Source organism: Bifidobacterium sp. (genome assembly GCF_051876855.1).
In the GTDB taxonomy this organism is placed as follows: domain Bacteria; phylum Actinomycetota; class Actinomycetes; order Actinomycetales; family Bifidobacteriaceae; genus Bifidobacterium.
On the sequence record NZ_JBJEIH010000094.1, the window covers coordinates 4,805 to 28,155 of the forward strand.

General features: G+C 60.5%; 17 protein-coding genes and 1 tRNA gene. 6 read left to right on the forward strand and 12 right to left on the reverse strand.

Annotated features, from left to right (window positions below):
- Window positions 1-625: 625 nt before the first annotated feature.
- Entirely contained in the window at window positions 626-1,048 is a 423-nt protein-coding gene (locus ACI38B_RS06345; RefSeq protein WP_029576219.1) for a sterol carrier family protein, read from the forward strand.
- A gap of 178 nt (window positions 1,049-1,226) precedes the next feature.
- Here ACI38B_RS06345 and trpS read toward each other — a convergent pair whose 3' ends face one another.
- On the reverse strand, window positions 1,227-2,315 hold the full coding sequence (gene trpS / locus ACI38B_RS06350; protein WP_339562363.1) for a tryptophan--tRNA ligase: 1,089 nt from the start codon (window positions 2,313-2,315) through the stop codon (window positions 1,227-1,229).
- A gap of 136 nt (window positions 2,316-2,451) precedes the next feature.
- Here trpS and ACI38B_RS06355 point away from each other — a divergent pair, with 136 nt between their 5' ends.
- Entirely contained in the window at window positions 2,452-2,829 is a 378-nt protein-coding gene (locus ACI38B_RS06355) for a DUF3073 domain-containing protein (RefSeq protein ID WP_015449585.1), read from the forward strand.
- Between the two features lie 500 nt (window positions 2,830-3,329).
- Here ACI38B_RS06355 and ACI38B_RS06360 read toward each other — a convergent pair whose 3' ends face one another.
- A complete protein-coding gene (locus tag ACI38B_RS06360) occupies window positions 3,330-4,058 on the reverse strand; it encodes a VanZ family protein (protein ID WP_439730014.1) in 729 nt (242 codons plus the stop codon).
- Window positions 4,059-4,200: 142 nt separating this feature from the next.
- On the opposite strand from ACI38B_RS06360, the gene tgt reads away from it, so the two are divergent.
- Both tgt and ACI38B_RS06370 read left to right on the forward strand, forming a co-directional pair.
- A complete protein-coding gene (gene tgt / locus ACI38B_RS06365; RefSeq protein ID WP_029576217.1) occupies window positions 4,201-5,502 on the forward strand; it encodes a tRNA guanosine(34) transglycosylase Tgt in 1,302 nt (433 codons plus the stop codon).
- 318 nt (window positions 5,503-5,820) lie between these two features.
- Window positions 5,821-5,903 (forward strand) — tRNA-Leu (locus tag ACI38B_RS06370).
- 702 nt (window positions 5,904-6,605) lie between these two features.
- On the opposite strand, the gene ACI38B_RS06375 is transcribed toward ACI38B_RS06370, so the two are convergent.
- A complete protein-coding gene (locus ACI38B_RS06375) occupies window positions 6,606-7,610 on the reverse strand; it encodes an NADP-dependent oxidoreductase (protein WP_439730015.1) in 1,005 nt (334 codons plus the stop codon).
- Window positions 7,611-7,633: 23 nt separating this feature from the next.
- Complete coding sequence (locus ACI38B_RS06380) at window positions 7,634-8,143, reverse strand: Rrf2 family transcriptional regulator (protein ID WP_439730016.1); 510 nt, start codon at window positions 8,141-8,143, stop codon at window positions 7,634-7,636.
- Between the two features lie 179 nt (window positions 8,144-8,322).
- Between ACI38B_RS06380 and ACI38B_RS06385 the strand changes: the two genes are divergently transcribed.
- Both ACI38B_RS06385 and ACI38B_RS06390 read left to right on the forward strand, forming a co-directional pair.
- Window positions 8,323-9,348 (forward strand): threonine aldolase family protein, encoded by a 1,026-nt coding sequence (locus ACI38B_RS06385; protein ID WP_439730017.1) that lies wholly within the window; start codon window positions 8,323-8,325, stop codon window positions 9,346-9,348.
- Window positions 9,349-9,658: 310 nt separating this feature from the next.
- Window positions 9,659-11,443, forward strand: coding sequence for a trypsin-like peptidase domain-containing protein (locus ACI38B_RS06390; protein WP_439730018.1), 1,785 nt, complete (start codon window positions 9,659-9,661; stop codon window positions 11,441-11,443).
- A gap of 181 nt (window positions 11,444-11,624) precedes the next feature.
- Here the strand turns inward: ACI38B_RS06390 and ACI38B_RS06395 are convergent, their stop codons facing one another.
- The 8 genes from ACI38B_RS06395 to ACI38B_RS06430 all read right to left on the reverse strand — a co-directional run.
- Window positions 11,625-12,722 (reverse strand): peptidase C39 family protein, encoded by a 1,098-nt coding sequence (locus ACI38B_RS06395; protein WP_439730019.1) that lies wholly within the window; start codon window positions 12,720-12,722, stop codon window positions 11,625-11,627.
- A complete protein-coding gene (locus ACI38B_RS06400; protein ID WP_439730020.1) occupies window positions 12,719-14,446 on the reverse strand; it encodes an ABC transporter ATP-binding protein in 1,728 nt (575 codons plus the stop codon). The genes ACI38B_RS06395 and ACI38B_RS06400 overlap by 4 nt, the downstream gene beginning before the upstream one ends.
- A complete protein-coding gene (locus tag ACI38B_RS06405; protein WP_439730021.1) occupies window positions 14,443-15,483 on the reverse strand; it encodes an ABC transporter permease in 1,041 nt (346 codons plus the stop codon). Before ACI38B_RS06405 ends, ACI38B_RS06400 begins: the two co-directional genes overlap by 4 nt.
- Window positions 15,483-16,478 carry an ABC transporter permease gene (locus ACI38B_RS06410; RefSeq protein ID WP_439730022.1) on the reverse strand — a complete coding sequence of 332 codons (996 nt, stop codon included), beginning with the start codon at window positions 16,476-16,478 and terminating at the stop codon, window positions 15,483-15,485. The genes ACI38B_RS06405 and ACI38B_RS06410 overlap by 1 nt, the downstream gene beginning before the upstream one ends.
- A 162-nt stretch (window positions 16,479-16,640) precedes the next feature.
- A complete protein-coding gene (locus tag ACI38B_RS06415; protein ID WP_439730023.1) occupies window positions 16,641-18,257 on the reverse strand; it encodes an ABC transporter substrate-binding protein in 1,617 nt (538 codons plus the stop codon).
- 1,634 nt (window positions 18,258-19,891) lie between these two features.
- On the reverse strand, window positions 19,892-21,142 hold the full coding sequence (gene codA / locus ACI38B_RS06420; RefSeq protein ID WP_439730024.1) for a cytosine deaminase: 1,251 nt from the start codon (window positions 21,140-21,142) through the stop codon (window positions 19,892-19,894).
- Window positions 21,143-21,224: 82 nt separating this feature from the next.
- The gene (locus ACI38B_RS06425; RefSeq protein ID WP_439730025.1) at window positions 21,225-22,709 is read right to left on the reverse strand and encodes a purine-cytosine permease family protein; all 1,485 of its coding nucleotides are present in this window, start codon (window positions 22,707-22,709) and stop codon (window positions 21,225-21,227) included.
- 379 nt (window positions 22,710-23,088) lie between these two features.
- Window positions 23,089-23,351: helix-turn-helix domain-containing protein (locus ACI38B_RS06430; RefSeq protein ID WP_439730026.1), on the reverse strand; the 263-nt coding region annotated here is incomplete at its 5' end.

The following is a 23,351-nucleotide window of genomic DNA, read 5'->3' on the forward strand; positions in this document are numbered from 1 at the left end:
TCTGTCGTGTGACGTATGTGGGGGCATACGTAAGCTGGTATTGCAGTTTCCGGATAGCGTGGGGCGTCTTCTGTCTGTTGTGCGGCGTATGCCGTGGCATGCGTAACGAATCAGATTTAGCCGGAACGTGGCTGTGCCGGGCTGTCTTCTGCGGTTTCCGTATGCCCGGACATACACAAAGCCAGTATTGCGGCCTCTCAGCTAGGGTGGAGCACCTTGTATCTGGTGCGTGACGTATGTCTGGGCATACGCCAGTCGGCGTTGCGGCTCCTGGGTGGTGCGGGAAGGCTTCTACCCGGCGCATAACGTATGCCGTGGCATACGTAAGTCGGCATTTCGGCTTCCGGGTAGTGTGGGACGCCTTGTATCTGTCGTGTGACGTATGTGGGGGCATACGTAAGCTGGTATTGCAGTTTCCGGATGGTGTGGGGCGTCTTCTGTCTGTTGTGCGGCGTATGCCGTGGCATACGCAGCTGATCGGATTTCGCTGGAACGCGGCTGTGCCGGGCTGTCTTCCGTGGTTTGCGTATGCCGTGGGATACGTATGTCGGCATTTCGGTCCCAGGTGGGGGCCGGGACGCTTTGTGCCGCGCCATGTCGCGGCCGGCCGTGGCACAATGGGGGTATGCCGGTAATCAGGGAACAGGATATTGATAAGGGCCGTGACGGGCTGCAACAGTGGCGTGACAAGGCACGGGAGCTCGCCGCGCAGGATGACAGTGAGACGGGGCGTCTGACCGTGTCTCCGAATGATCTGCCGCGTCCGGTGTGGGCGTGGGCCGTGCGGTACTCACTGTACTTGCTGGAGCGCAAGGCGCCGGGGGAGGGCGTCGAAGTGCGTGTGGCACCGTGGGGCGCCATCAAGATCCTGGACGGGCCGGCGTCTGACCCGCATAATCTCACGCCGCCTGATGTGATTGAACTCAAGCCGGATGTGTGGTTGCGTCTGGCATGCGGCATTACCACATGGGCCGAGGAGAAGCAGGCCGGCCGCATCAGCGCAGTCGGCGAACGCGACGATCTGAGCGGCCTGCTACCGCTCGTCTGAGCGTGCGTGCGTGAGAATTGCGCGCGAAGCTACGGTGCTATTGCGCGACACTCGCGATCGCTTCGCAATACGCTCACGCCAAGACCTTCCTTTGCTCGCCCATACACAAACCGGCTGTGCCAAGAGCCCTCTTAGCACAGCCGGTTTGTGAGAACCAACGCGGATTGTCTGACCCGGGTCAGTACTTCATGCCCATGGCCTCGCGGACTTCATCCAGTGTCTGTTCGGCGATTTCGTTGGCGCGCTTGTTGCCGTCGTGCAGAATGTCGCGGATCGAATCCATGTCCTTGGCGAGTTCGGCGCGACGCTCGCGATGCGGGGCGAGGAACTCGTTGACCGACTTGGTGACGTACGCCTTCAGGGCGCCGGCGCCGGCATCGCCGATCTCCTCGGCGATATCCTTCGGGTCGCGGCCGGTCACCAGGCCGGCGGTGGTCAGCAGCGCGGACACTTCCGGACGGTTCACCGGGTCATACGTCACCTTGCGCTCGGAATCGGTGCGGCTCTTCTTGATGAGCTTCGCAGTCTCTTCGGCGGTAGCGCCCAGCATAATCGAATTGCCGTAGGACTTACTCATCTTGCGGCCGTCAAGACCCGGGATTTCCGGGGCTTCGGACAGAATCGCACTTGGCTCGGGGAACACCGGATGCTTCTTCGCATACCGCTCGTTGAACCGGCGGGCGATGGTGCGCGTGATCTCCACGTGCGGCAGATTGTCCTTGCCGATCGGCACCACATTGGCCTTGCAGAACAGGATGTCGCACGCCTGATGCACCGGATAGGTGAGCAGCAGACCGGTCAGCGCGTGGCCGGAAGCCTCCATTTCGGACTTCACGGTCGGGTTGCGGTGCAGCTCCGCCTCGGTGACCAGCGACAGGAACGGCAGCATGAGCTGGTTCTCTGCCGGAACCGCGGAATGCGTGTAAATCATGGTCTTGTTCGGGTCGATGCCGGCGGCCACATAGTCAAGCACCAGGTTGAGCACGTTGTCCTGGATGTGCTCGGTGGTGTCGCGGTCGGTGATCACCTGATAATCAGCGATGATGATATTCGTGTTCACGCCCAGGTTCTGCATGGCGACACGCTCGCGAATCGAGCCGAAGTAATGGCCAAGGTGCAGTCGTCCGGTTGGCCGGTCGCCAGTCAGCATCGTGAACTTGCCCGGATTCTCTTTGAGCGCAGCCAGCGTCTCGTCCGAACGCTTCTTCGCGGCGAGGAAACTCGCGCTCATCTCGTTGCCTACAGCAGTCACTTGCTCATCTGCCATGACCATTCCTTTGCCTTGAAAGCCCAAGTAAAACTTGCTTTTATCGTAAAAGTCTCAGCAGACAACCACCACGTGCATAATAAGTGGTACTCTCTTATATGATGATTCAACAACTATAAGTATTGCAGGGGGTCAGATGGGCCGCGGACGTCAGAAGGCAAAACAGCAGAAAATAGCCCGTAAGCTCAAGTACCTGACTACCGATACCGACTACGATGAGCTCGCCAAGGAGCTCAATTCCCAGGAGCCGGGTACCGGTTCGTTCGATCCGTTCGCCGACGTCGAAGAGCAGTATGCGCATGAGTCGGGCGAGGGCACAAAGAGCGAGTCATCACCAGTTGATGACGATTTAGACGAATACGCCAAGTGGGCGGCGGAAGCGGCGGCGAAGGCCGCGAGCGACGAGCCACCGGCACAGCATACGCCGGTCAAGCCGCATAAGCCGATTCACATGCCGCTGCCGAGTGCTATGAAGCCGAAGCCGCATCCGAGCGACGAATCGGCGGCGAAGTAGCTGTTACTGCATCGGTAGCTGGCAGCGGCCGCTGGTGGTTCTGGCGGTTGCTTGCGATTGTGCCGGTGCTGTGAGCCGAGCCAGAAGGCTGGCGACGATACACAAGCCAGCACTACGCGATCTGACCGCGTCCGGTTGATATGCCGGGCGCGGTCAATTGTGTTGTGGGCGGGACTTTGTGCCGGAACCGCCCGCCAGCGGATGAACTCCCGGATTTGCGTGGGAGATTATCGCGGATACTGCGTTTAGTGAATAAACTCCCGCTGAAGGCTCCGAGGCCGATTTTTCTGAATCGCGGAATTCCAACGTTTTGATTGGGAGGTTATCGTCCGTGTCGAGGAATCGCGCCAAACTCCCGGGTTCTGCGTGGGAGTTTATCCGCGAATCATGGAATCTCGCATAAACTCCCGTAATACTGGAGACGGCAAGCCTGAGCGGCCGCATGAGCGCAATTCCAGCGCGGGGGTTCATGACGGTGTAGTCACACATACAGCGCGTTCTTAGTCATGGTGCTGAGGAGACAATGTTTTCGCGCTCTCCGCTTTGCGGATCATATAACAGCCGTTGATACGGCACAGTGTACACACGTGCGCGCGCAGCCATGCGGCGGTTATTGTGCCGCATAATATCCCGATGTAATTTTCCAGAACATCGTTGATGTCACAGATGCCCAGAGACAATAGGTATTGCAGCAATTCAACAGATATCAGTACGGTAAGAACGAGGATGTGTCTCCATGGTGTTTTGCAGAGCATTTTAGACATCATCATGCCAGCTGGGATAAAAAGAAGTATGTTGAGAATCAGTGTGGGGGAAATCGGTGAGAGTTCATCGGCGATTGCAGTGATATCCCAGTTGATTCCCCGAGTGCCGACACTTTTCAACATCACGGCAACGAGTAGTAGCGCGCCGTATGCAATTGCCTGTGCGTCCCCGAAACGTTTTGAAATCCCGGTTCGAAAAATGTCCAAATCCCGATAGAACAATACAACCGCACAGATTACGACAATTGCCGTTGCGGCGATGTAAAGTAGAGGGCTGGTTTCCAATGCCCCGTGTGTCATTGTCATAAGATACGGCCATGCCACAGTTGTGAATACCCGATACATTAAGCAGCCACACGCCAACGATAACAGTATCTTTATAGATTTCCAGCGTTTCTGCTCCGCACTCGCCATATCACGGCTACGAATCCCCTGTTTGTTGTTCATCATTGATACCTCAGTCATTTGATTCCAAGCAGCTATCCGATATGCGTTTATTGTATGAGACTGTCAGGCAACAACGAACCGAAGGACATCATACGAATGGACAGTGTTTGGATTCCGCCGTGAACTGCCTTTTCCCTAGGTTCCGCCTAAAGTAGCGGCTATGACTAGTCTGCTTGAACACCCCCGTGGCGCCGAGCCCGGCAAACCCGGTGACCGTAGCGCGTTCTGGTTTGAAACCATCACCCGCCTGCCGGATGCCGCGAACGGCAAAGGGCGTGGCGGCGCGCGGTACGGGCGCACCGGTATCATCCACACCCCGCACGGCGACATCCATACGCCCGCGTTCGTGCCGGTCGCCACGCAGGGAGCGATGAAAGCCGTTCTGCCTGAATCCATGAAGCAGCTTGGCGCGCAATGCCTGCTGTCGAACGCATTCCACCTGTTCGAACGCCCGGGTGAGGATGTGCTTGATGCGGCCGGCGGGCTGGCGAAGTTCATGAACTGGGACGGTCCGACCTTCACGGATTCCGGCGGATTCCAAGTGCTGTCGCTGGGCGCGGGCTTCAAGAAGACGCTCGCCATGGACGTGACCGGCATGAAGTCGGATGACGTAATCGCCGAAGGCAAGGAACGTCTCGCTTTCGTGGACGAGGACGGCGTGACGTTCAAATCGCCGCTCAACGGCGCGAAACACCGGTTTAGCGCGGAAATCAGCATGGGGATCCAGCACAAGATCGGTGCTGACATCATGTTCGCGTTCGACGAGCTGACCACGCTCATGAACACGCGCGGATATCAGGAACGCTCAGTGGAACGCACGTTCCGATGGGCGAAACGCTGCGTCGCCGAGCATGAGCGGCTCACCCGGGAGCGGCTCGGCAAGCCGTATCAGGCGCTGTATGGCGTGGTCCAAGGCGCGAATTACGAGGATCTGCGGCGGCATGCGGCCGAGGAGATCGCCTCGCTGGACTTCGACGGCGTCGGTATCGGAGGCGCGATCGAGAAACGGATCATCGGCGACACGTGCGCGTGGATCTGCGACGCAATGCCGGAGAGCCGGCCGCGTCACGTGCTCGGTATCGCGGCGGTGGATGACATCTTCGCATGCGTGGAAAACGGCGGCGACACCTTCGACTGCGTGGCTCCCGCGCGTTGCGGGCGAAATGGCGCCATTTTCACGCGCGACGGACGGTACAACATCAAGCGCGCCGCCAACAAGTTCGATTTCGAGCCACTTGAACAGGGCTGCGACTGCTACACGTGCACGCATTATTCGCGGGCGTATGTCGACCACCTGCTGCGTGCGAGGGAGTTCAACGGCTTCACGCTGGCGACGATTCACAACGAGCATTTCTTTGTGAAGCTGCTTGACGATATTCGCGCGTCGATTGACGGTGGGTATTTCGACGAGTTCCGCGACGAGACGCTGGCGCGATTCTACGCGAACGGGTCGCGCGGGTGACTGTTGGCGTACGGGTGAGCTGGCCGAGCGGGTGATTGAGCGGGTCGTGTGGTGGCCGGATGATGCCTCAGGCCAGCAGTCGCTGATTTTTGCGTTGGCGACGCTGGAGACGGCGTTGGCGTTGATACTGGTTGGTGCATGCTGCGCCTGCCGACAAGATCAACGCCGGCCGGCGGTTGCTCTTTTGGGTGCCTCATTACGGTTGCTTCGCGGCGCCTGTCTGCGTGTTGACAGCAGCCGGCTGAATCTATGCTAGCGACACGCCGATGATTCCAGCTTGCAACAGATAGTCAATCATGGTATCTTGTCTATTTGTCTGCGAGCGTGGCGGAATGGTAGACGCGCTGTCTTCAGGTGGCAGTGAGCGAATGCTCGTGAGGGTTCAACTCCCTCCGCTCGCACGATTCGGGAACCAGCCGGAAACGGCTGGTTCCTTTGTTTTTCAACGGTTTCATCGGCGTGCTGATACGGTGACTAATTCCGGGTAAGTCCCTGTATTCCTTGTGTTTCCCGAAAAGTGTGGGCAAAATGTGGGCATAGTACCGGACGGTTTCGGGTTATAGGCCAATGTGCGCGCTTGTCTGCCATCCCTCCACAAACTGTCTACGCTGGGAGAGCCGTTAGCGTAACCGGTTTTTGGGGTGGTTGACCGATAATGGGTAATCAACCAGCATGCGTGACCGGACAAACTTCGTCGAAAATCAATGGACTGGTGAGGTGTCGCTGATCTCAGCCTTGTGCGGGGCGTCGGGCTGAAATCTGAAAATCTCCGATTTTCGTCCAGTTTTGCGAGATATTGAGATGTTACACGTCCGGGGTGCCGGGATTCATCGCGCAGGGCGGGGAATCAGGTAATCGACGAATGGCCGCCGATTTCCCGACCTTCTGCCGACGCTGACGCGGTCCCTAGTGTCGGCAGAAGCAGAACAAAACCTTCTACGGACGCTTAGGAGGCTCTCAGTGTCGGTAGAAGCAGGGTGATGAGTGCGCGCGGCTTACGCGGATGCGGGCTTATCGTATATCCGGCTTACGCGGGTACAGCATACGTGTGCGCGGCTCACGTGTGTGCGGATTGCACGTATCCGGCTCACGCGGGCACGGGCTCACGCGTTCGTGATGCGTAGCAGCGTTTTGCCTTGCGAGTGGCCTGACCTGACCTGTTCGAGTGCGTCGTTCACCTGGTCGAGCCCGAATGTCCGGTTGATGGACACGCTGAGCGGGCGTTCCGCGGGGAAAAGCTTGCTGATGCGCCCGAGCTGCGCACCGTCGGCGTGAACGAACACGAAGTCGTAGGTCTGATTCTTGCGCGCCGCCATACGGTCGTATTTGCGCCCCGCAAGGCTGAACAGCATCCGCTTGAACGGCGGCAATCCCGCGCGTTTGGCGAATCTTCCGTTAGGGATGCCGCGGAGTGAGACGAGATGACCGCCGGGTTTGAGCACCTGGAATTCACCGGGCAGTTCGCGCTCGCCCAAGGAGTCCAGCACGCAGTCGACATCGTGTAGCACATCGGTATAGCGCCGGGTCTTGTAGTCGATGAATATGTCGGCGCCCAAGTCGCGGACGCGCTTTTCGTTGCGGGCACTGCCGTTGGTCGCGACGGTCAGCCCCATGCGTGAGGCGATGGGGATGGCCATGGCTCCGAGGCTGCCGGTCCCGCCTGAAATGAACAGCGTCTGTCCCGGCTGCGTTTCCATGAGTTCCAGCGATTGCAGAGCGGTGAGCGCGGTCAGCGGCACGCATGCGGCCTCTTCCATGGACAGATAGTCAGGCACGAGGGCGAGCGCGGATTCGTCCACGGCGGCGTATTCCGCGAACGCGCCGATCTTGGCGAGGGGCATGCGGCCGTACACACGGTCGCCGGGCTTGAACCGACCGCTGGCGGACTGCACGATAGTCCCCGAGAATTCGTTGCCCATGACCAGTGGCGTGCGATAGGGCACGATGAGGCGCACGTCCCCGCGGATGATCATATTGTCCAGCGGGTTCACCGCCGCCGTGTGAATCTGCACGAGCGCTTCGCCGGGGCCGGGGTCGGGTGTGGGGATATCTCGCACATTCAGAGGCGCTCCGTGTCGGTCGTAGTGGTCCAGTATCGCTGCTTTCATTGCGGTCTGCCTTCCTTGTCGCCCTATTGGGCGTTGCCGGTATTGCTGCTGCTGTAGCCAATGTCGTTGTTGCCGATTGCGTTGCCGCCGTTGACGGCGTTCGTGGCATCGGTGTGGTTGATGTGCGCGCGCATCTGTGCGATGCAGTCCGCCAGCGTCGTCGTTGCAAGTTCGGTTTCGACCGTCCGCTCGGCCTCGCGGAACATCCCGGTCAATACGGGGCGGATATTGCGCCCCACGATGCATTCGTCGCTGGGATTGTGGTGGATGTCGAAAATGTGGACTTCGTCGTGTTGCTCGACCGCGCGATAGATATCGAGCAGTGCGATGTCCTCCGGCGGTTTGAGCATGGCGAATCCGCTTGAACCCCGTCGCCCTGCGATGATGTTCGCACGGCTGAGGAGCGCGGCGATTTTGCGGATGTAGCTGGCGTTGGTGCCGACACTGTGGGCGATCTGTTCCGAATTCATCGGGGTGTCGGCCTCGTGGATGAGGATCAGCATGTGAATTGCCGTTGAGAATTTCGTGTCCACGGTTCTGCTCCCATCGTGTCGTTAGAGATGAGATAAATGTATCATAAGCTGATACATTTCGATGTGGGCGAATCCGAAAGCGAGGCGCAGGGGAGCGTCGTCCGCCATGCACGCGGCCGCGATGATAGGATGTCACTGTTATTCAAGCCGTTGTCCTACCTACGATTCGAGGCGTATCCATGCTCGTGTTCCAGAACGATTACAGTGAAGGCGCTCATCCCGCGATCCTGAAGCGTCTCGCCGAGACGAATATGGAGCAACTGCCGGGTTACGGCACCGACCACTACTGCGAGGCCGCCCAGGAGAAGATCCGCCAGGCGTGCGCTTGCCCGCAGGCGCAGGTCCGCTTCATCTCCGGCGGCACGCAGACCAATCAGCTGGTCATCGATACGATGCTGCAACCGTACGAGGGCGTAATCGCCGCAGATTGTGGCCATGTGAACGTGCATGAGGCGGGCGCGATCGAGGCGACCGGACACAAGGTGCTCACCCTCCCGCAGCGCGACGGGCTGATTGACGCCGGCGAGCTGCGCGAGTATTGCGAGACCTTCTACGCCGACGGCAACCACGAACATATGGTCTTCCCCGGCATGGTGTACATCTCGCACCCCACCGAATACGGCACGTTGTACACGAAGGCGCAGCTCGAAGCCATCGCGGCCGTCTGCCACGACTATGACATGCCGCTGTTCATCGACGGCGCCCGCCTCGGCTACGGGCTGGTGGCGTCCGGCACTGACGTGACACTGCCCGATATCGCCCGGATCGCGGACGTGTTCTATATCGGCGGTACGAAAGTGGGCGCACTGTTCGGCGAGGCCGTGGTGTTCACCAAAGACAACATGCCCAAGCATTTCACCACCCGCATCAAGCAGCATGGCGCATTGATGGCGAAAGGCTGGCTGATGGGCCTGCAATTCGACACGCTGTTTATCGACGGGCTGTACACGCGGATTGCCCGCAACGCGGACGAGATGGCCGACCGCATCCGCGAGGCCTTGCGCGCCAAGGGCTACCGGATGGTGTACGAGAACACGACCAACCAGATTTTCGTGGTTCTCGACCATGCGACCATCGACCGGCTGGAACGTGAAGTCCGCATGGGCTTCATGGAGCGGTATGACGACGATCATACGGTGATGCGGATCTGCACCAGCTGGGCGACGACCGCCGAATCGGTGGACCGGCTGATCGACCTGCTGTAAGCGCGAATCACGAAGCGTGAGCCGCCAGTCGCAGTCGCAATCAGCAAGACGCGGGCTTGTAGCATGCGAAACGTGCCGTGCGGCACCGACAAGCTCTGCATCGCTCTCAGCTGATTTGGACGGCAGGCACAGCGGAACCGGACCAGCCGATATCCTTGATTTTTCGCGTTCTTTGAATATCCGGGGACGATTTTGAATCCATTTCCAAAAAACATTCAGGAAACATGGAGAAGCTGCGGCTTTACTCATAACTAGTGAACAAGGCCGGACATGACAAAGGGGCCGGCCGTGAGTCAGGCAAGGAGTGATTATGGCTGATACCAATAACGGTTGGGAGAACCAGACCGACCAGCCGCAGGACGACGTCCAGCGGACCGCGCCGCTGCCACCGACCGACCATACGCCAGACGACGGAATGGGCCAGAACGCGGGCCAGAACGCGGCGGATGCCGCGCAGCATAGCGATGAGCAGCCGACAGCGTACACCCCGGCGCCGGAATACGGAGCATACGGCCCGGTTCCGACGCAGCCTGCCCAGCAGGCACCGGCGACCCAGCAGATTCCGCCGCAACACCAGCAGAATCCGTACGGCGCTTACTACGGCGGGTATTACGGCGACAACGCGAACAACGTTAACAATGCGAACGCCCAGCAGCCCGTCGGCTCGCCTGTGAACGGCGAAGCGCCGAACGCGCCGCAGGCCAATGGTCCGCAGGCCCCGGCGTTCCCGCCGCAAGGCCCGCAAGACCCGAATCGTCCTCAGGGACCGGGCGCCGTGTCTCCGGTGGGTCCGAATGGACGCCCGGCAGCGCCCAAAACCGCGAGCAATGTGGTCGTCGCCGTCGTCGCGGCCCTGGTCGCGGCGGTTCTGTGCCTCGGATTCGGATACGCGGCCATCACCAACGGCTGGGTGAAAGTCCCGACCACCAGCTCGCTCAGCGGCGTGTCTTCGAACACGTCCGGCTCCGGCAGCACCAACAGCAAGACCACCAGCACCGACTGGACCACGGTCGAGAAGAAGGTCTCGGCATCCGTGGTGTCCATCCAGGCAACCATCAGCGGTGGTGTCGCCAAGGGCTCCGGCGCGATCGTGGATACCAAGGGCTATATCGTCACCAACAACCACGTGATTTCCGGCGCTTCCGACATCCAGGTGACCCTCGCCAACGGGGACATCTACTCCGCGACGGTTGTCGGCACCGACAGCACGACCGATCTGGCGGTTATCAAGCTTGACAACCCGCCAAGCGACCTGACCGCGGTGAGCTTCGCAGATTCCGACAAGCTGGCGGTCGGCGAGTCCATCATGGCGATCGGCAACCCGCTCGGCTATGAGAACACCGCCACCACCGGCATCGTGTCCGCCATCAACCGCCCGGTTTCCGTGACTGACGACAACAACAACGAGGTCGTCACCAACGCCGTGCAGATCGACGCGGCCATCAACCCCGGCAACTCTGGCGGCCCGACCTTCAACGCGGCCGGTGAGGTCATCGGCATCAACTCCTCGATCGCGACGGCGTCCTCCAGCTCCTCGAGCTCCGATTCCAGCGGTTCGATCGGCATCGGCTTCGCCATCCCGTCGAACGTGGTCAAGACCATCTCCGAGGAAATCATCAAGGACGGCAAAGCGACGCATGTCGTGCTCGGCGTGACCGTCAAGAGCGCGAACGTGGAAGCCGACGGCGTGACCCGCGGCGGCGCCGAAATCACCTCCTCCGGCACCGGCTCCGCAGTCACCTCCGGCAGCGCGGCGGACAAGGCCGGCTTGAAGGCCGGTGACACCATCGTCGCCTTCAACGGCAACGCGGTGACCAACAGCTACTCGCTGCTCGGTTACGTGCGGGCTGCGACGCTGAATGAGAAAGTGACGCTCACCATCGTGCGCGACGGCAAGACGATGGATGTGGACGTGACCCTCGACCAGGCTGAAACCGCCACGAGCTCCAACAATTCGAACGGTTCCGGAAGCAGCAACGGTAACAGCGGCAATAGCGGCAATAGCGGAAACGGCAGCGGCAGCGGCAGCGATGGAAGCGGCAACGGTTCCAACGATGACGGCGGCGGCGTGTTCGACCCGTTCGGCCTGTGGTAAATCCCGTTCCCGCTGACTGAGCGGCCAGGGCTGACTAACGGCCCGGATAGCGAAGGCCCGGCACGGACTTACGAGTCCTGCCGGGCCTTCGCCGTACTCGTGGCGGAAGCGGCGCAAGGGCTGTACGGCCATAAATCGGCCACGGATTGGCCACACCACAGATTGCGTGACAGATTGCGGGCTACAGGATGACCATCGCCTGGGCGCTCGCCGGCTCGTCGTAGTGGATCATGAGGTCGAAATCGGCCTGCCGAATTGGCAGTTGATACGCGTCGACAAGCGTCTCGCCGTAGGGTTCGTCAATCCACGGGTCATCCACCAGCAGCGTGCCGTCGGTCAGCGTGCCGGTGACTGTCACCCAGTGCGGGCAGGTCACGCCATGCATGACACGCTCGTCAATCAGCACCAGCGCCACATGCCCGCCATCCAGCCGCTTCGCGACATCCGCCGCGGTGAAGGGCGTGATATCGACGGGAATGCCGGTTGTACAAGCCTCAGTCGCGAAATGCTCCTGCACGTCCCGTGACATTGCGACGTCGATCATGCCCATCGCACCATCCGCTGGATTGAGTACCGGACCGGTCTTTGAAACGACGATGCGTGGATTCTCGCCGCGTTTCACCGCGCTTAACGCCAAGCCATACGGTTCGCACGCCACGGCAATCGTCGCCTCACGCCAGATATGCAGCTCGTCCACTCGGTTCGCCGTCACCTGCGGATGCAACCGGTGCATGGCGTTGAGCAGCGAAACCGGGCCGCAGGTGAATTCCGTGGTCTGGCGGTAGTGGTCCTGCTCGCCCAGCGGACGCCAGGATTGCCCGTCGTCGGTCGTCATCGCCTGATCGGCATAGACTCCCGGCTCTGTTTTAACTGTGATTGCGTGCGAATCATGGATTGCGTGCAGTGCCGCATATTCGACAAGTCCATGCCGCAGCTGTTCGTCGCCGCTGAACGCGCACAGCTTCTCTTGGGCGGTGTGCGGGCGGTGATACCCCAGCAGGAACGCGGTGTCGCGGCCGTTGTTCGCCGTGTACACCGTGCGTTCCAACGCACCTTGCGCCTGGACCAGTGCGGCGCGCGTGGTTTCCGGCAGTTTGAGGTAGATTGAGCGGATATCGTCACACGTCTTGGGGCTGGCAGCGCAGATTGTGCCCGTGTGCTCGGCTTCGCGAGGAATATCTTGCGCTCGGCCGCTTACCGATTGCGGGACGGCTATCGCACGGTACAGGACTTCTCGCATATTCTGTACGCTTTGTGCGTTCTCTTCGGCGCTTATCATTGACGTTCCTGTGTCGTAGGGGTCGCGGACAGCGCCCGCGGGACAGAGGCAATGAGCTTGCGCGTGTACTCGTGCTTCGGATGATCCATGACTTCGGCGGTGGCGCCCTCTTCGATGATCCGCCCGTCAACCATGACCGCAATCCGGTCAGCGATACGGCGAACGGTGTCAAGGTCATGTGAAATGAACAGAATCGCCAGATCCGTGTGTTCACGCAGCGAAAGCAGGGTTTCAAGCACATGCCGTTGCACATTCGCGTCCAGCGCGGTCACCGCTTCATCGGCCACCAGCAGTTTCGGCTGCGGCGCAAGGGCTCGTGCGATGGCCACACGCTGGCATTGCCCGCCGGACAAGGTGCCCGGTTTGCGGTCCAGATACTCGGTTTCCAGCCCGACGACATCCAACAGCCGGCGGACATGCGTGTCATCGGCTGTCTCCCCGGACGCGCGCAGCGCCTCGGCAAGCGTCTGCCGGACCGTCATCGTCGGATTCAACGACTGATACGGGTTCTGGAACACGAGTTGCGCCACATGCATCGACCAGCCGGTCGTGCCGCTCTTGTCGTCCGCATACCGTACATCACCGGAATCCGGGCGTTCCAGATGGACCAGGCAGCGTGCGACTGTGGACTTGCCGGAACCGGAGGCGCCCACCAGACCAAGGATTTCGCCGGCATGCACCTCAAGCGAAACGTCATCGACTGCCGGTCGGGGAGCGCCAGCGAAACGCTTCACCAGATGCTCGGCCCGCACAACGGTCTTGCCGATGGCTGGACGTGCTGTTTCGCCGATGCCGGCGTGGGCGGCAAGCAGTTCGCGCGTATAAGCGGTTTGCGGGTGCCGGATGATATCATCGCGACTTCCCGTTTCGACCACCCTTCCGTCGCGGAACACCACCAGATGGTCAGCGCGCTGCGCGGCAAGCGCCAGATCATGCGTGATCAGCACAAGCGTCAGCTGGCGCTCATCGCGCAAACGGCCCAGCAAATCCAAGACGCCGCTCTGCATCTGCGCGTCCAACGCGGTGGTCGGCTCGTCGGCGATTAGGACTTGCGGTTTCGGCGCGAGTGCGGCGGCGATCGCCACACGCTGGCGCATCCCGCCTGACAGCTCATGCGGGTAGCGGTCGGCGATACCAGCGTCAAGCCCTACATCCGTAAGCAGCTGACGCGCGCGATTGCGACGCTCGGCACGGGAGCCGCTGCGCATACCGGCGGCGATTTGAGTTCCGCAGGTATGCAGCGGGTCAAGCGAGGAGAACGGGTCCTGCGGAAGCCATACGATCGCGCCGCCGCGCAACGCCCGCCATGAGCGCTCGCCGCCGGCCAAATCCACGGTGTCGTCAAGAAGGCTGTATGACCCCTGTACGTTCGCATATCGCGGCAACAGGCCGGCGAGGGCTTTCGCGGTCAACGATTTGCCCGAGCCGGATTCGCCAACGATTGCCGTGGTATCGCCGTGCGGAATATCCAGGTCGACGCCGTGCAGCAGTTCGGTGTCGCCGATGCGCACCTTGAGACCACGAAGTGTGATGGCGGGATCCTGCGGATTTTCGGGATTCCGTGGGTTTTCGGGGTTCCGTATGTTTGTCTTGCGGACGTCTTGCGGGTTCGGGACGGTCTGCGGGTTCGGGGTGTCCCGATACTGTATCGCGTTTTCGCTGGAATCCTGCGGATTCTGGCCTTGTTGCGCGGTCGATTGCCGGCTGTTGTTCATGTTGCTCATCGTTCACCCCTATCCGCACGCGCGGTAATCCAGTCACCCACGATGTTCATTGCCACCGAGACCACGATGATGGCGATGCCCGGCGCAATCGCGGTCATCGGGTTGTTGAACAGTTGGTCGCGCGCATCCGAAAGCTGCCGGCCCCAATCAGCGGCTTGCGGGGAGATGCCGAGGCCGAGGAACGACAGCGATGACAGCGATACCAGCGCATTGCTCATGTCGAGGAACATGGCCGCCCCAACCACCGGCCGGATCACTGGGAATACGTGGTGTGCGAGGATGTGCGTCGGGCTGAGTTCCAACAGCCGCGCGGCATCGAGAAACGGATCATGCAGATGCGAAAGTGCGGCGGACCGCACCAGGCGGATTTCGTAGGGCGCGTATAGCAGCATGAACACGAGCACGTTCACCCAGTAGCCGCCGCCGATCAGACCCGCGAGCACAATGGCGAGCAGCAGCGTCGGCAGGGAAAGCATGAGTTCCACTACGCGGGAGATTAGCCAATCCACCCAGCCGCCCGTATATGCGGCGAGCAGGCCGAATACAAGGCCGATCGCCATCGCGCCGACCGCAATCACCACCGGGCCGGCGATGGCTGTGCGGGCGCCGGCGACGGTCAGCATGAACACGTCACGACCCAGCGCGTCAGTACCCCACACATGGCCGTCCGTGCCGGCAGGAACGGCGCCGAGCACGATATTCTGCTTCAACGCCTGCGAATTGAACGATGGAATCAAGCCGATAACAGCGGTGGCCAGAAGAATCAGCGTGGCGACCAGCATGGCCCACGAGCCGCTCATCGCGCGGCGGATGCGGGCGGGAAGCGGCAGCAGTCGCGGGTGCCGGGGGGTTGCGGTGGGGTGCTGTGTTGCGGCGGGTCGCGGTGCGTCCGGCTGTGGCGTCGCGGCAGGCTGCGGTGCGGCGGGGTGCGACGCGTTCGGCTGCGTTGCGACGGGCTGGGATGTCGGCTGGGATACTGACATCTGCGGGTCCTGCGGGGTTTGACCCGGTGCCGAAGCTTGTGTCGTGTTGGACATCACGCCTCACCTTCCTTGTTCGCCGGCGCGTCGGCGGAATCACGGTGTCCGCCATTCGGACGCAACCGTGGATCAACCAGCGCGTACAGCGCGTCAATGATCGCCGTCGTCACACAGATGACGGTCGCCAGCAGCAGCGTCACCGCCTGCACGACCGGAATGTCCTTGAACGTCACTGACTCCTGCAGCAACGTGCCCAACCCGCCAATCGAGAAGGTCGTTTCCACGATTACCGTGCCGGAAATCAGCGAGGCGATTAGCAAGCCCGACGACGTCATAATCGGCAACGCCGCATTGCGCAACTGCCAGCGGGTGATCGTGCCACGGGGAACGCCGCGCGACTGCGCGAACAACGTGTAATCCGACTCCACCTGTTCGAGCAGCGAGGCGCGCGACACCTTGATCACCGCGGCGAACAAGCCGACCGCAAGCGTGATTGCCGGCAACAACAGATGCGGCAAGGCGTCGGCGAAACTCCCGTCGCCCAGCCCATACACAGGGAACCAGCCCAGCTTGACCGCGAACACGTACAGCAACAGCAGGCCGACCGCGAAACTCGGAGCGCTCAGCCCGACGACGGCCAGCGCGGTGATCAGCCCGTCACGCCATGTGCCATGCCGTTTCGCGGCGACCACACCAAGCGGCAAGCCGATGAGCAGCGCAATCGCGAGAGCCAGCAAGGCCAACGTCAACGTGACCCATGCGCGCTGCCCGATCATCTGAGACACCGGCAGCTGCGTGCGGATTGACGTGCCGAAATCCCCGTGAACCGCGTTGCCGAGCCAGATCATGTACTGCTTCCACAACGGTTCGTCAAGGTGATACTGGTGGCGGATTGCCGCAAGCTGCGCTGCGCTGACCTTTTTCGCGCCGGCCAATGTGCGTGCCGGGTCGCTGTTCGTCAGGTACAGCAGGCCGAACGTGACCAGCGACAGCACGAATAGCAGAATCACCAGATTGGCGAGGCGTCTGCCTATGAACTTCGCGACTTTCACAAATCCGCCTTTCGTTATGTGCGCATCTGGACTGGGCACGCCGAAGCGCCGGTGCGATGCGAACGGCTTGTCGCCCGCGACGGAATCCACCACGGGCGACAAGCCGTCAATCATCGGACTGCCCAATCGCAGGGGCCTTCGGGCGCGGGTGCCAGTATCAGGCTACGCGTTCTTGCTGAAATCCGCTGCCCAATTCGTGCCGAGCCAATACGTGCCGATTTTCGCGAGCTTTACGCCCTTTGCTGTGGCGACCACCGACTTGCCCCAGTAAATCGGCGAGTAGATGTCCTCATTCAGCGCGGTGGTGGTGCTCTTGAGCACAAGCGCTAGCTTGTCGGACTCCTGGTCCAGTGTGCCGACTTTCTCGGTTTCCGCGGCGACTTCGGCGTTGTTCCAGTTTGCCGGGTTCGTGCCGGAGCCGCCCGCTGCTAGCAGCCATGACGTGATTTCGTTCGGCTGCGGGGTGGTCGGGTTGTAGATCATCCAGCCGACTCCCTGCTTGCCGTTACCGATTTCGCTCAGCCACTGTTCCAGCGGGATTTCCTTCACGTTGAGCGTGATACCGAGGCTCTTGAGATTCTGGGCGATGGCGAGCGACGCCTTACCGACCTGCGCGTAGCCGGTCGGGTAGGTGAGCGTCGCGGTGAAGCCGTTCGGCTTGGAGGACTGCTTGAGTTCGGCCTTCGCTTTTTTCAGGTCGTAGCTGATGGCGGGAAGCTTGGCCGTCTGCTTGGACGCCTTGCTTGCATCGTTGTCGGTCCAGCCGGCGAGTTGCTCCGGGGAATCGATGCCCGTGGCGACCTCGCCGTAGCCCTTGAGAATGCCGGAAACGATGGATTTCTTGTCCACCGCGTACGAGACGGCCTTACGCACGTGAATGTCGTTGAACGGAGCGACGTTCGGATCGAAAGTCAGGCCGTAGTAGGAGCGGTCGGAATATGCGGTGGTCGAACCGCCGTTCGTCTTCCACTGGGCGACGCTCGTCACCGGCACGTTGAACGACACGTCGACCTTGCCGCTGGTGAACGCCAGCTGACGGGTCGAATCCTCGGTCACGAAATCGACACGAACCGTCTGCGGGCCGTTGTTCTTGCCCCAATAATCCTTGAATTTGGTCAGCGTCACATGGCTGGACGGGTCGAACTCAGTGACCTTGTACGGGCCGGTGCCGACGATGAGCTTCTTGGACGAGCCGTAGTTCGAGCCCGCCGAATCAAAGAACTTCTTCGACGTGACGAACAGACCGGCCACATTAGACACCTGGATCGGGAAATCGCTGTGCGGGCTGGACAGGTTGATGGTGATCTGGTTGTCGCCGGTCTTCTCGGCGGACTGCACATAATCAGGCCAATACACCGACAAGCCCGGTGACTTCTTTGAATCGCGGGCCACGTTGATCGCATACACGATGTCGTCGGCGGTCAGCGTGCTGCCGTCGTGCAGCTTCACGTTCTTGCGCAGCGTGAACACCCACGATTTGTTGTCGCTGGACTTCCAAGACGTGGCGAGCGCCGGGATGACCTTGCCCGTGCCGTCGACGCCGGTGAGACCCTCCTGGTAGAGGGCCGCCAGCTGGTAGTTTGCGCTGCCGGCCTCCTGATTGACGCTCAGCGTGCTGACCGCCGACGAGATGGCGACCGTCAGCGTGTTGGGGTCGCCCGACGATTTGGCCGTGTTGGAGCCGCAGCCGGCGAGCGTGAGAGTAAGGGCGGCGATGGCCGCGATGAATATTGCGAATGCCGACCGGTTGATGCGGCCGGAGCGGAGTGTGTGACCCATAATCGTATCTGTTCTCCCGTGTCTTGTGCCTGTTCGCTCGAAGCGCTGTTCTACATGCAGGATATGTTGCGCTTTCCAAAGTATTCCCGTCCCGCATAACGGGGAAATTACCGGCACGCGCGATGTGCGGCGGTATGACGGCAGTCTCGCGCTTGCTATAAGTAATTCGTATCGCCGGGGATGGTCGATTCAGCATACCAGACGACACGCCGGTGCGGGGGCTTCTGTCAGCGGCGGAAAGCGGGGGTGTGTCGCGGGGAATTCCGGAGTGATGCGCGGGTCGCGTGTGTTCCGGCATACGTAAGTCGACGGATGCCGGGACATACCTCAGTACGGTCGGCTGGGTTGTCGTCGCGCGTATGCGCGGACATACGCGAGGTGACGGATGTCGGGAGATGTCTCAGCCCGGACGGTGGGTCTGTCGTCGTGCGCATATGCGGGCATGCGCAAGGCGGCAGATGCCGGAATATGCCTCAGTTCTGGTGGCGGATTCGCCATCGTATGTGTGCGCGGACATACGCAAGATGCCGGATAAGGGTCGGTGGGTATGGTTTGCCTGTTGGTTTGTTGCCTTGCGTATGCGCGGGCATGCGCGAGGCGACAGATGACGGGGTGTCTGCGGTCGGGGTCGGCAGTGCTGCGGGTTGCGCGTGTCTGGGCATACGTAAGTCATCCAATGCCTCTGCTTCGGCGGGCTGGGTGTGGGGCGTGTCCGGTTGCGTGTGTTCTGGCATACACAAGCTGACAGATATCGGCAGATACCTTGGTTCGGGCATTGGATTCGTCATCGCGCGTGCGTTCCGACATACGTAAGGTGACAGATGCTAGGACATATTCCAGCTCGGGCAATGGATTCGCCGTCATACGTATGCGTGGGCATACACAAGTTGACAGGTGCGGAGCGATGCTGCAGGGATGCCCGGCAATTGGCTGGTTGCGCATGTCACGAGATACGCAAGACGCCAGACATCAGCCGATACCTCAGTTCGATTGGCGGGGTCGCCGTTCCGCGTATGGCCAGACATACGTGATTGGACAGATGCTGGGCGGCTAGGGGCGTCGCTGTTGTGTCGAATGGCTTCGAGATGCTCGAGTCGCGACTTTGTGAGGATTGGCTCACACGGTGGCGCCCGGAACGTTTGCAATCACCCCGTTTGCCGGTTTCAAATGTCACTGTGTGAGGATTGGCTCGCACGGTGACAGCCAGGTCGACTGAAATCCGTTGATTTTCCGTCGTGAGGGGCGATTGTGTGAGGATTGGCTCGCACAATGACTGTCTGGCTGGCCGTGATCTGCTGTGTTGCTGCGCAGGGGGGCAATTGTGTGAGTTCTGGCTCGCACAATGACCGGTTTCGCAGTCTCGAGTTGGTGTCTGGCAGGTTGCGGGTGCCACTGTGTGAGGATTGGCTCACACGGTGACACTTAAGTCGGCGAGGGTCGGCTGGGACTGGCTGGTTTTTCCGTTCTGGGCGTTGTCGTGTGAGGATTCGCTCACACAGTAGGGTTCTAGGCGTCTGAAATCCGCTGTATTGCAATGTCGGCAGGTGACGATGCGAGTTCCGGCTCACATAACGGCCGGCCCGCGCCGGGGTATCGCCCAGCGCGGGCCGGCCGAAGTGGTGACGACGGCATGATCAGTGATGTTCCGGATTGAAAAGACGCGTTTCATGCGGCGTCGTCTGTGCGATGACATGACCATGCCGGATGCTGTAGAGCACCTCGACGTTCTCGTTGAGCGCATGATAGAAGTCCGGAGCATTCAGCACGATGCAGTTCGCCGGCTTCCCGACGGCGATGCCGTAATCAGCGGGCGCCAGATGCAGCGCGCCGGCACCGTTGTACGTCACATAGCGGTACGAATCCATGATCTGCCCGTACCCCATGAGCTGCGCCGCATACAACCCCATGCGAACCACATCGAACATGTTGCCGGCTCCCAGCGGACTCCACGGATCTTGGATATCGTCTTCGCCGAATGCGACGTTGATTCCCGCTTCGGAAAGCTCTTTGACGCGAGTCAAGCCGCGACGCTTCGGATACGTATCGAAGCGCCCGCCCAGGTGCATGTTGACCAGCGGATTGGAAACGAAGTTGATGCGTGACATTCTCAGCAAACGGAACAGCTTGTAGGTGTACGCGTCATTGTACGATCCCATCGCCGTGGTGTGGCTTGCGGTCACCCGGTCGCCCATGCCGCTCTCGTAGGCGAGTGTGGCGAGCGTTTCAAGGTTGCGCGATGCCGGGTCGTCGATTTCATCGCAATGCACATCGACCAAGCGGTCGTTACGCTCGGCTAGATCCATCAGGAATCGTAGTGATTGCGCACCATAATCGGCCGTGAACTCGAAGTGTGGGATGCCGCCTACGACGTCGGCTCCTTTTGCGACGGCTTCGCGCATGAGGTCTTTGCCGTGTGGGAACGAGAGAATTCCCTCTTGCGGGAACGCGACAATCTGCAGTGTCACATACGGCTTGATTTCGTCGCGAAGCTCAAGCAGCGCATGCAACGCGGTGAGACTCGGGTCGGTCACATCCACATGGGTGCGGACGTACTGGATTCCACGTTTCGCCATCATCAGCAGTGTCCGTCTCGCGCGGTCTTTGACATCCTCGACGGTCAAGGTCTTCTTGCGTTCCGACCAGATGCGAATACCGTCGAATAGCGTTCCGGTCTCATTCCATTCCGGGTCGCCCGCAGTGAGCGCGGCATCAAGGTGCACGTGAGGGTCTACGAATGGTGGGATCAGCAGCCCGCCTCGGGCATCAATCACCTCGTCATCCCCAGTTGGTTGCAGCGATGTCTCGATGGCGGTGATGACTCCGTCCGTGACCTTGACGTCTGACGTTTCGGAAGAATTTTCGACATGCACGTTATGGATAATCATGATGCTTCTTTCAACAAACCATGGGATGACAATGAGGCGGCGCGCCCCGGCTGACTTGCCAAAGGCGCACCGCCTGGAGTGGTCAGGCGAGGGACGCGTTGCGTTCCCGCAGGTTGGTGGCGCGGGCGAGCAGATAGTACACGCCACCTGAGGTGACGATTCCCGCGAGCCACGACAGGTCGATGCCTCCGATAGCGGCGGAAATCGGGCCTTGGAAGATGGGAAGCCCGCCATAGCTGAACATCCAGGTCATGAGCAGGCCGAGAACGAACGCGACCATGGCCTGCCAGCGGACCACGGGGATGCCGTCGCTGCCGGGTTCGTCGAGAACCGAGGAGAAGTCGTCACGATGACGTTCGATGACATAGAAGTGAACGAACATGATGCCGCCCCAGACCGATGTCCATCCGGCGACGCTGGACAGCCAGCTGTCAAGGGTGTTGCCGATGTCGGACAGGCTGAGGAACAGGCACACGCCAAGCCACGCGAAGAATCCGACCGCGATATTGATGGCACGACGGTTGATCTTGAGATCCAGGCATTGTACCGACAGGGTGAAGCTGTAGATGTTCAGGATATTCGTCGCGATCGGGCCGTGCACGACCAGCAGCAGTACGGGAATGGCAAGCGCGCCGAAGTTGTCGACAATAAGCTGGCCGGGGTCAATGCTGCCGGATTTGGTGGCGAGCGTCGCGCCAAGCAGGCCAAGCCACACCACGGGGATGAGCTGGCCGAGTGCGCTCGCGCCGAACAGTTTGCGGCGGGGAACGGAACGGCTGACAAAACGTGAATAGTCGCAGGCGTAGGTAAGCCAGGTGAAGCCCCAGCCGATGCCGATGGCGGTCATGATGGAGGAGATGGCGGCGATTTTGTCGGTACCGGTGCCGGTGAGATTACCCGCATAATTCCAGTCGATGCCCATGAAACCCCATGCGGCGATGGTCATGGCCAGAAGAATGGCGACAGTGGGCGGGACGGTCCACTTTTCGAACGTCGATATCGCCTTATATCCGAAGAGGGACACGATGACCTGGATGATCATGACCACGGCGCCGATGCAAGCCTTGAGCGCGAAATGGCCCTCGATGGAGTCAACCAGGCCGATTTTCATGAGCAGTGCGGTAATCAGATCCAGCACCACCCAAGTGTTGATGGCGCACCAGCCGATGACTACGATCGCCTGGATGGCCGTCGGAATGTAGTTGCCGTACCGGCCGAAAACACGCCGACCGAGCAGCATGCCGGTCAGGCCTGTGCGTTGCCCGAGCAGCACCATGCAGCCGAATATGGACATGCCGATGGCGTTGCCGACAAGGATGACGGCGAAAGTCTCCCACAGGCCTAGGCCCATCTGGACGCCGAGGGCACCCAGCAGCCAGTTGATGGGCGCGACGTTCGCGCCGAACCACACCCAGAACTGGCCCCACAGGCTCTTGGTCTTTGCTTGTTCGGGTACTACCGAGAGGAAGTCTTCGTAATTTTCATTGCTGCTTGCCGCGGCATATTCAGCCGTGGGTGTTTGTGATGGCATTTCGTTGGTCGAAGCCAATGTAATGCTCTGCGTCATCGGGCACCGCCTTTCTATCATTTGCCGCTGCCGGAGTCGTTCCGGCGTCTTGGAGGAACCGTCGGTCATGGATCACTGAATTCATGACGTGCGTGAGAATGAGTGGTTGCCTCGTACTATCGCCGGAGTGATTTGCGCGATGGTGAACCGGTGATTACGGTGTCGGAGCGACAAATGGACAAATTGTCCAGTTGTTGAGTGTGGGCGAAGCTTGCTGATTGATTCGGACCGGTAATTTGCTGGGCGCCTTGACTGATGCGTGTGCGTCGGTTGCTAGGTTCGTGACTATCGCAAGGTTCGCGGCTGCCACGGATTCCCGGCGATTGCAGGTGCGTCGTTTGCGCGTTGCTATGCTCATGCCTGTTGCCCTGATTTGTCATCATGCGGAGCGCATCGGTTGCTGCCTGCTGCCCGCAGGTTCCGCGGCTTGGAGCTCCGTGACCTTGAGCTTCGCGGCGCATAGCAGCAACGGCCAGGCCATGCAGTCCTCTTTGCTAATGCCGGTCAATTCGGTGATTTTTGCCAGACGGTTATACAGCGTCTGACGGTGGATTCCCAGTAGTTCGCACGCCTTGGAAATATTGCCTCCTGCGTCAAAACAGGCTTCCAAGGTGCGTATCAGCGATTCCTGATTCGGCAGCG

Coding starts and splice junctions, on each gene's coding strand:
- ACI38B_RS06400 (WP_439730020.1), bottom strand. CDS start 14,446: ATGAGCAACATGAACAACAGCCGGCAATCGACCGCGCAACAAGGCCAG.
- ACI38B_RS06425 (WP_439730025.1), bottom strand. CDS start 22,709: ATGACGCAGAGCATTACATTGGCTTCGACCAACGAAATGCCATCACAA.
- ACI38B_RS06405 (WP_439730021.1), bottom strand. CDS start 15,483: ATGTCCAACACGACACAAGCTTCGGCACCGGGTCAAACCCCGCAGGAC.
- ACI38B_RS06360 (WP_439730014.1), bottom strand. CDS start 4,058: ATGACTGAGGTATCAATGATGAACAACAAACAGGGGATTCGTAGCCGT.
- tgt (WP_029576217.1), top strand. CDS start 4,201: ATGACTAGTCTGCTTGAACACCCCCGTGGCGCCGAGCCCGGCAAACCC.
- codA (WP_439730024.1), bottom strand. CDS start 21,142: ATGATTATCCATAACGTGCATGTCGAAAATTCTTCCGAAACGTCAGAC.
- ACI38B_RS06375 (WP_439730015.1), bottom strand. CDS start 7,610: ATGAAAGCAGCGATACTGGACCACTACGACCGACACGGAGCGCCTCTG.
- ACI38B_RS06395 (WP_439730019.1), bottom strand. CDS start 12,722: ATGATAAGCGCCGAAGAGAACGCACAAAGCGTACAGAATATGCGAGAA.
- ACI38B_RS06345 (WP_029576219.1), top strand. CDS start 626: ATGCCGGTAATCAGGGAACAGGATATTGATAAGGGCCGTGACGGGCTG.
- ACI38B_RS06385 (WP_439730017.1), top strand. CDS start 8,323: ATGCTCGTGTTCCAGAACGATTACAGTGAAGGCGCTCATCCCGCGATC.
- ACI38B_RS06390 (WP_439730018.1), top strand. CDS start 9,659: ATGGCTGATACCAATAACGGTTGGGAGAACCAGACCGACCAGCCGCAG.
- ACI38B_RS06355 (WP_015449585.1), top strand. CDS start 2,452: ATGGGCCGCGGACGTCAGAAGGCAAAACAGCAGAAAATAGCCCGTAAG.
- trpS (WP_339562363.1), bottom strand. CDS start 2,315: ATGGCAGATGAGCAAGTGACTGCTGTAGGCAACGAGATGAGCGCGAGT.
- ACI38B_RS06415 (WP_439730023.1), bottom strand. CDS start 18,257: ATGGGTCACACACTCCGCTCCGGCCGCATCAACCGGTCGGCATTCGCA.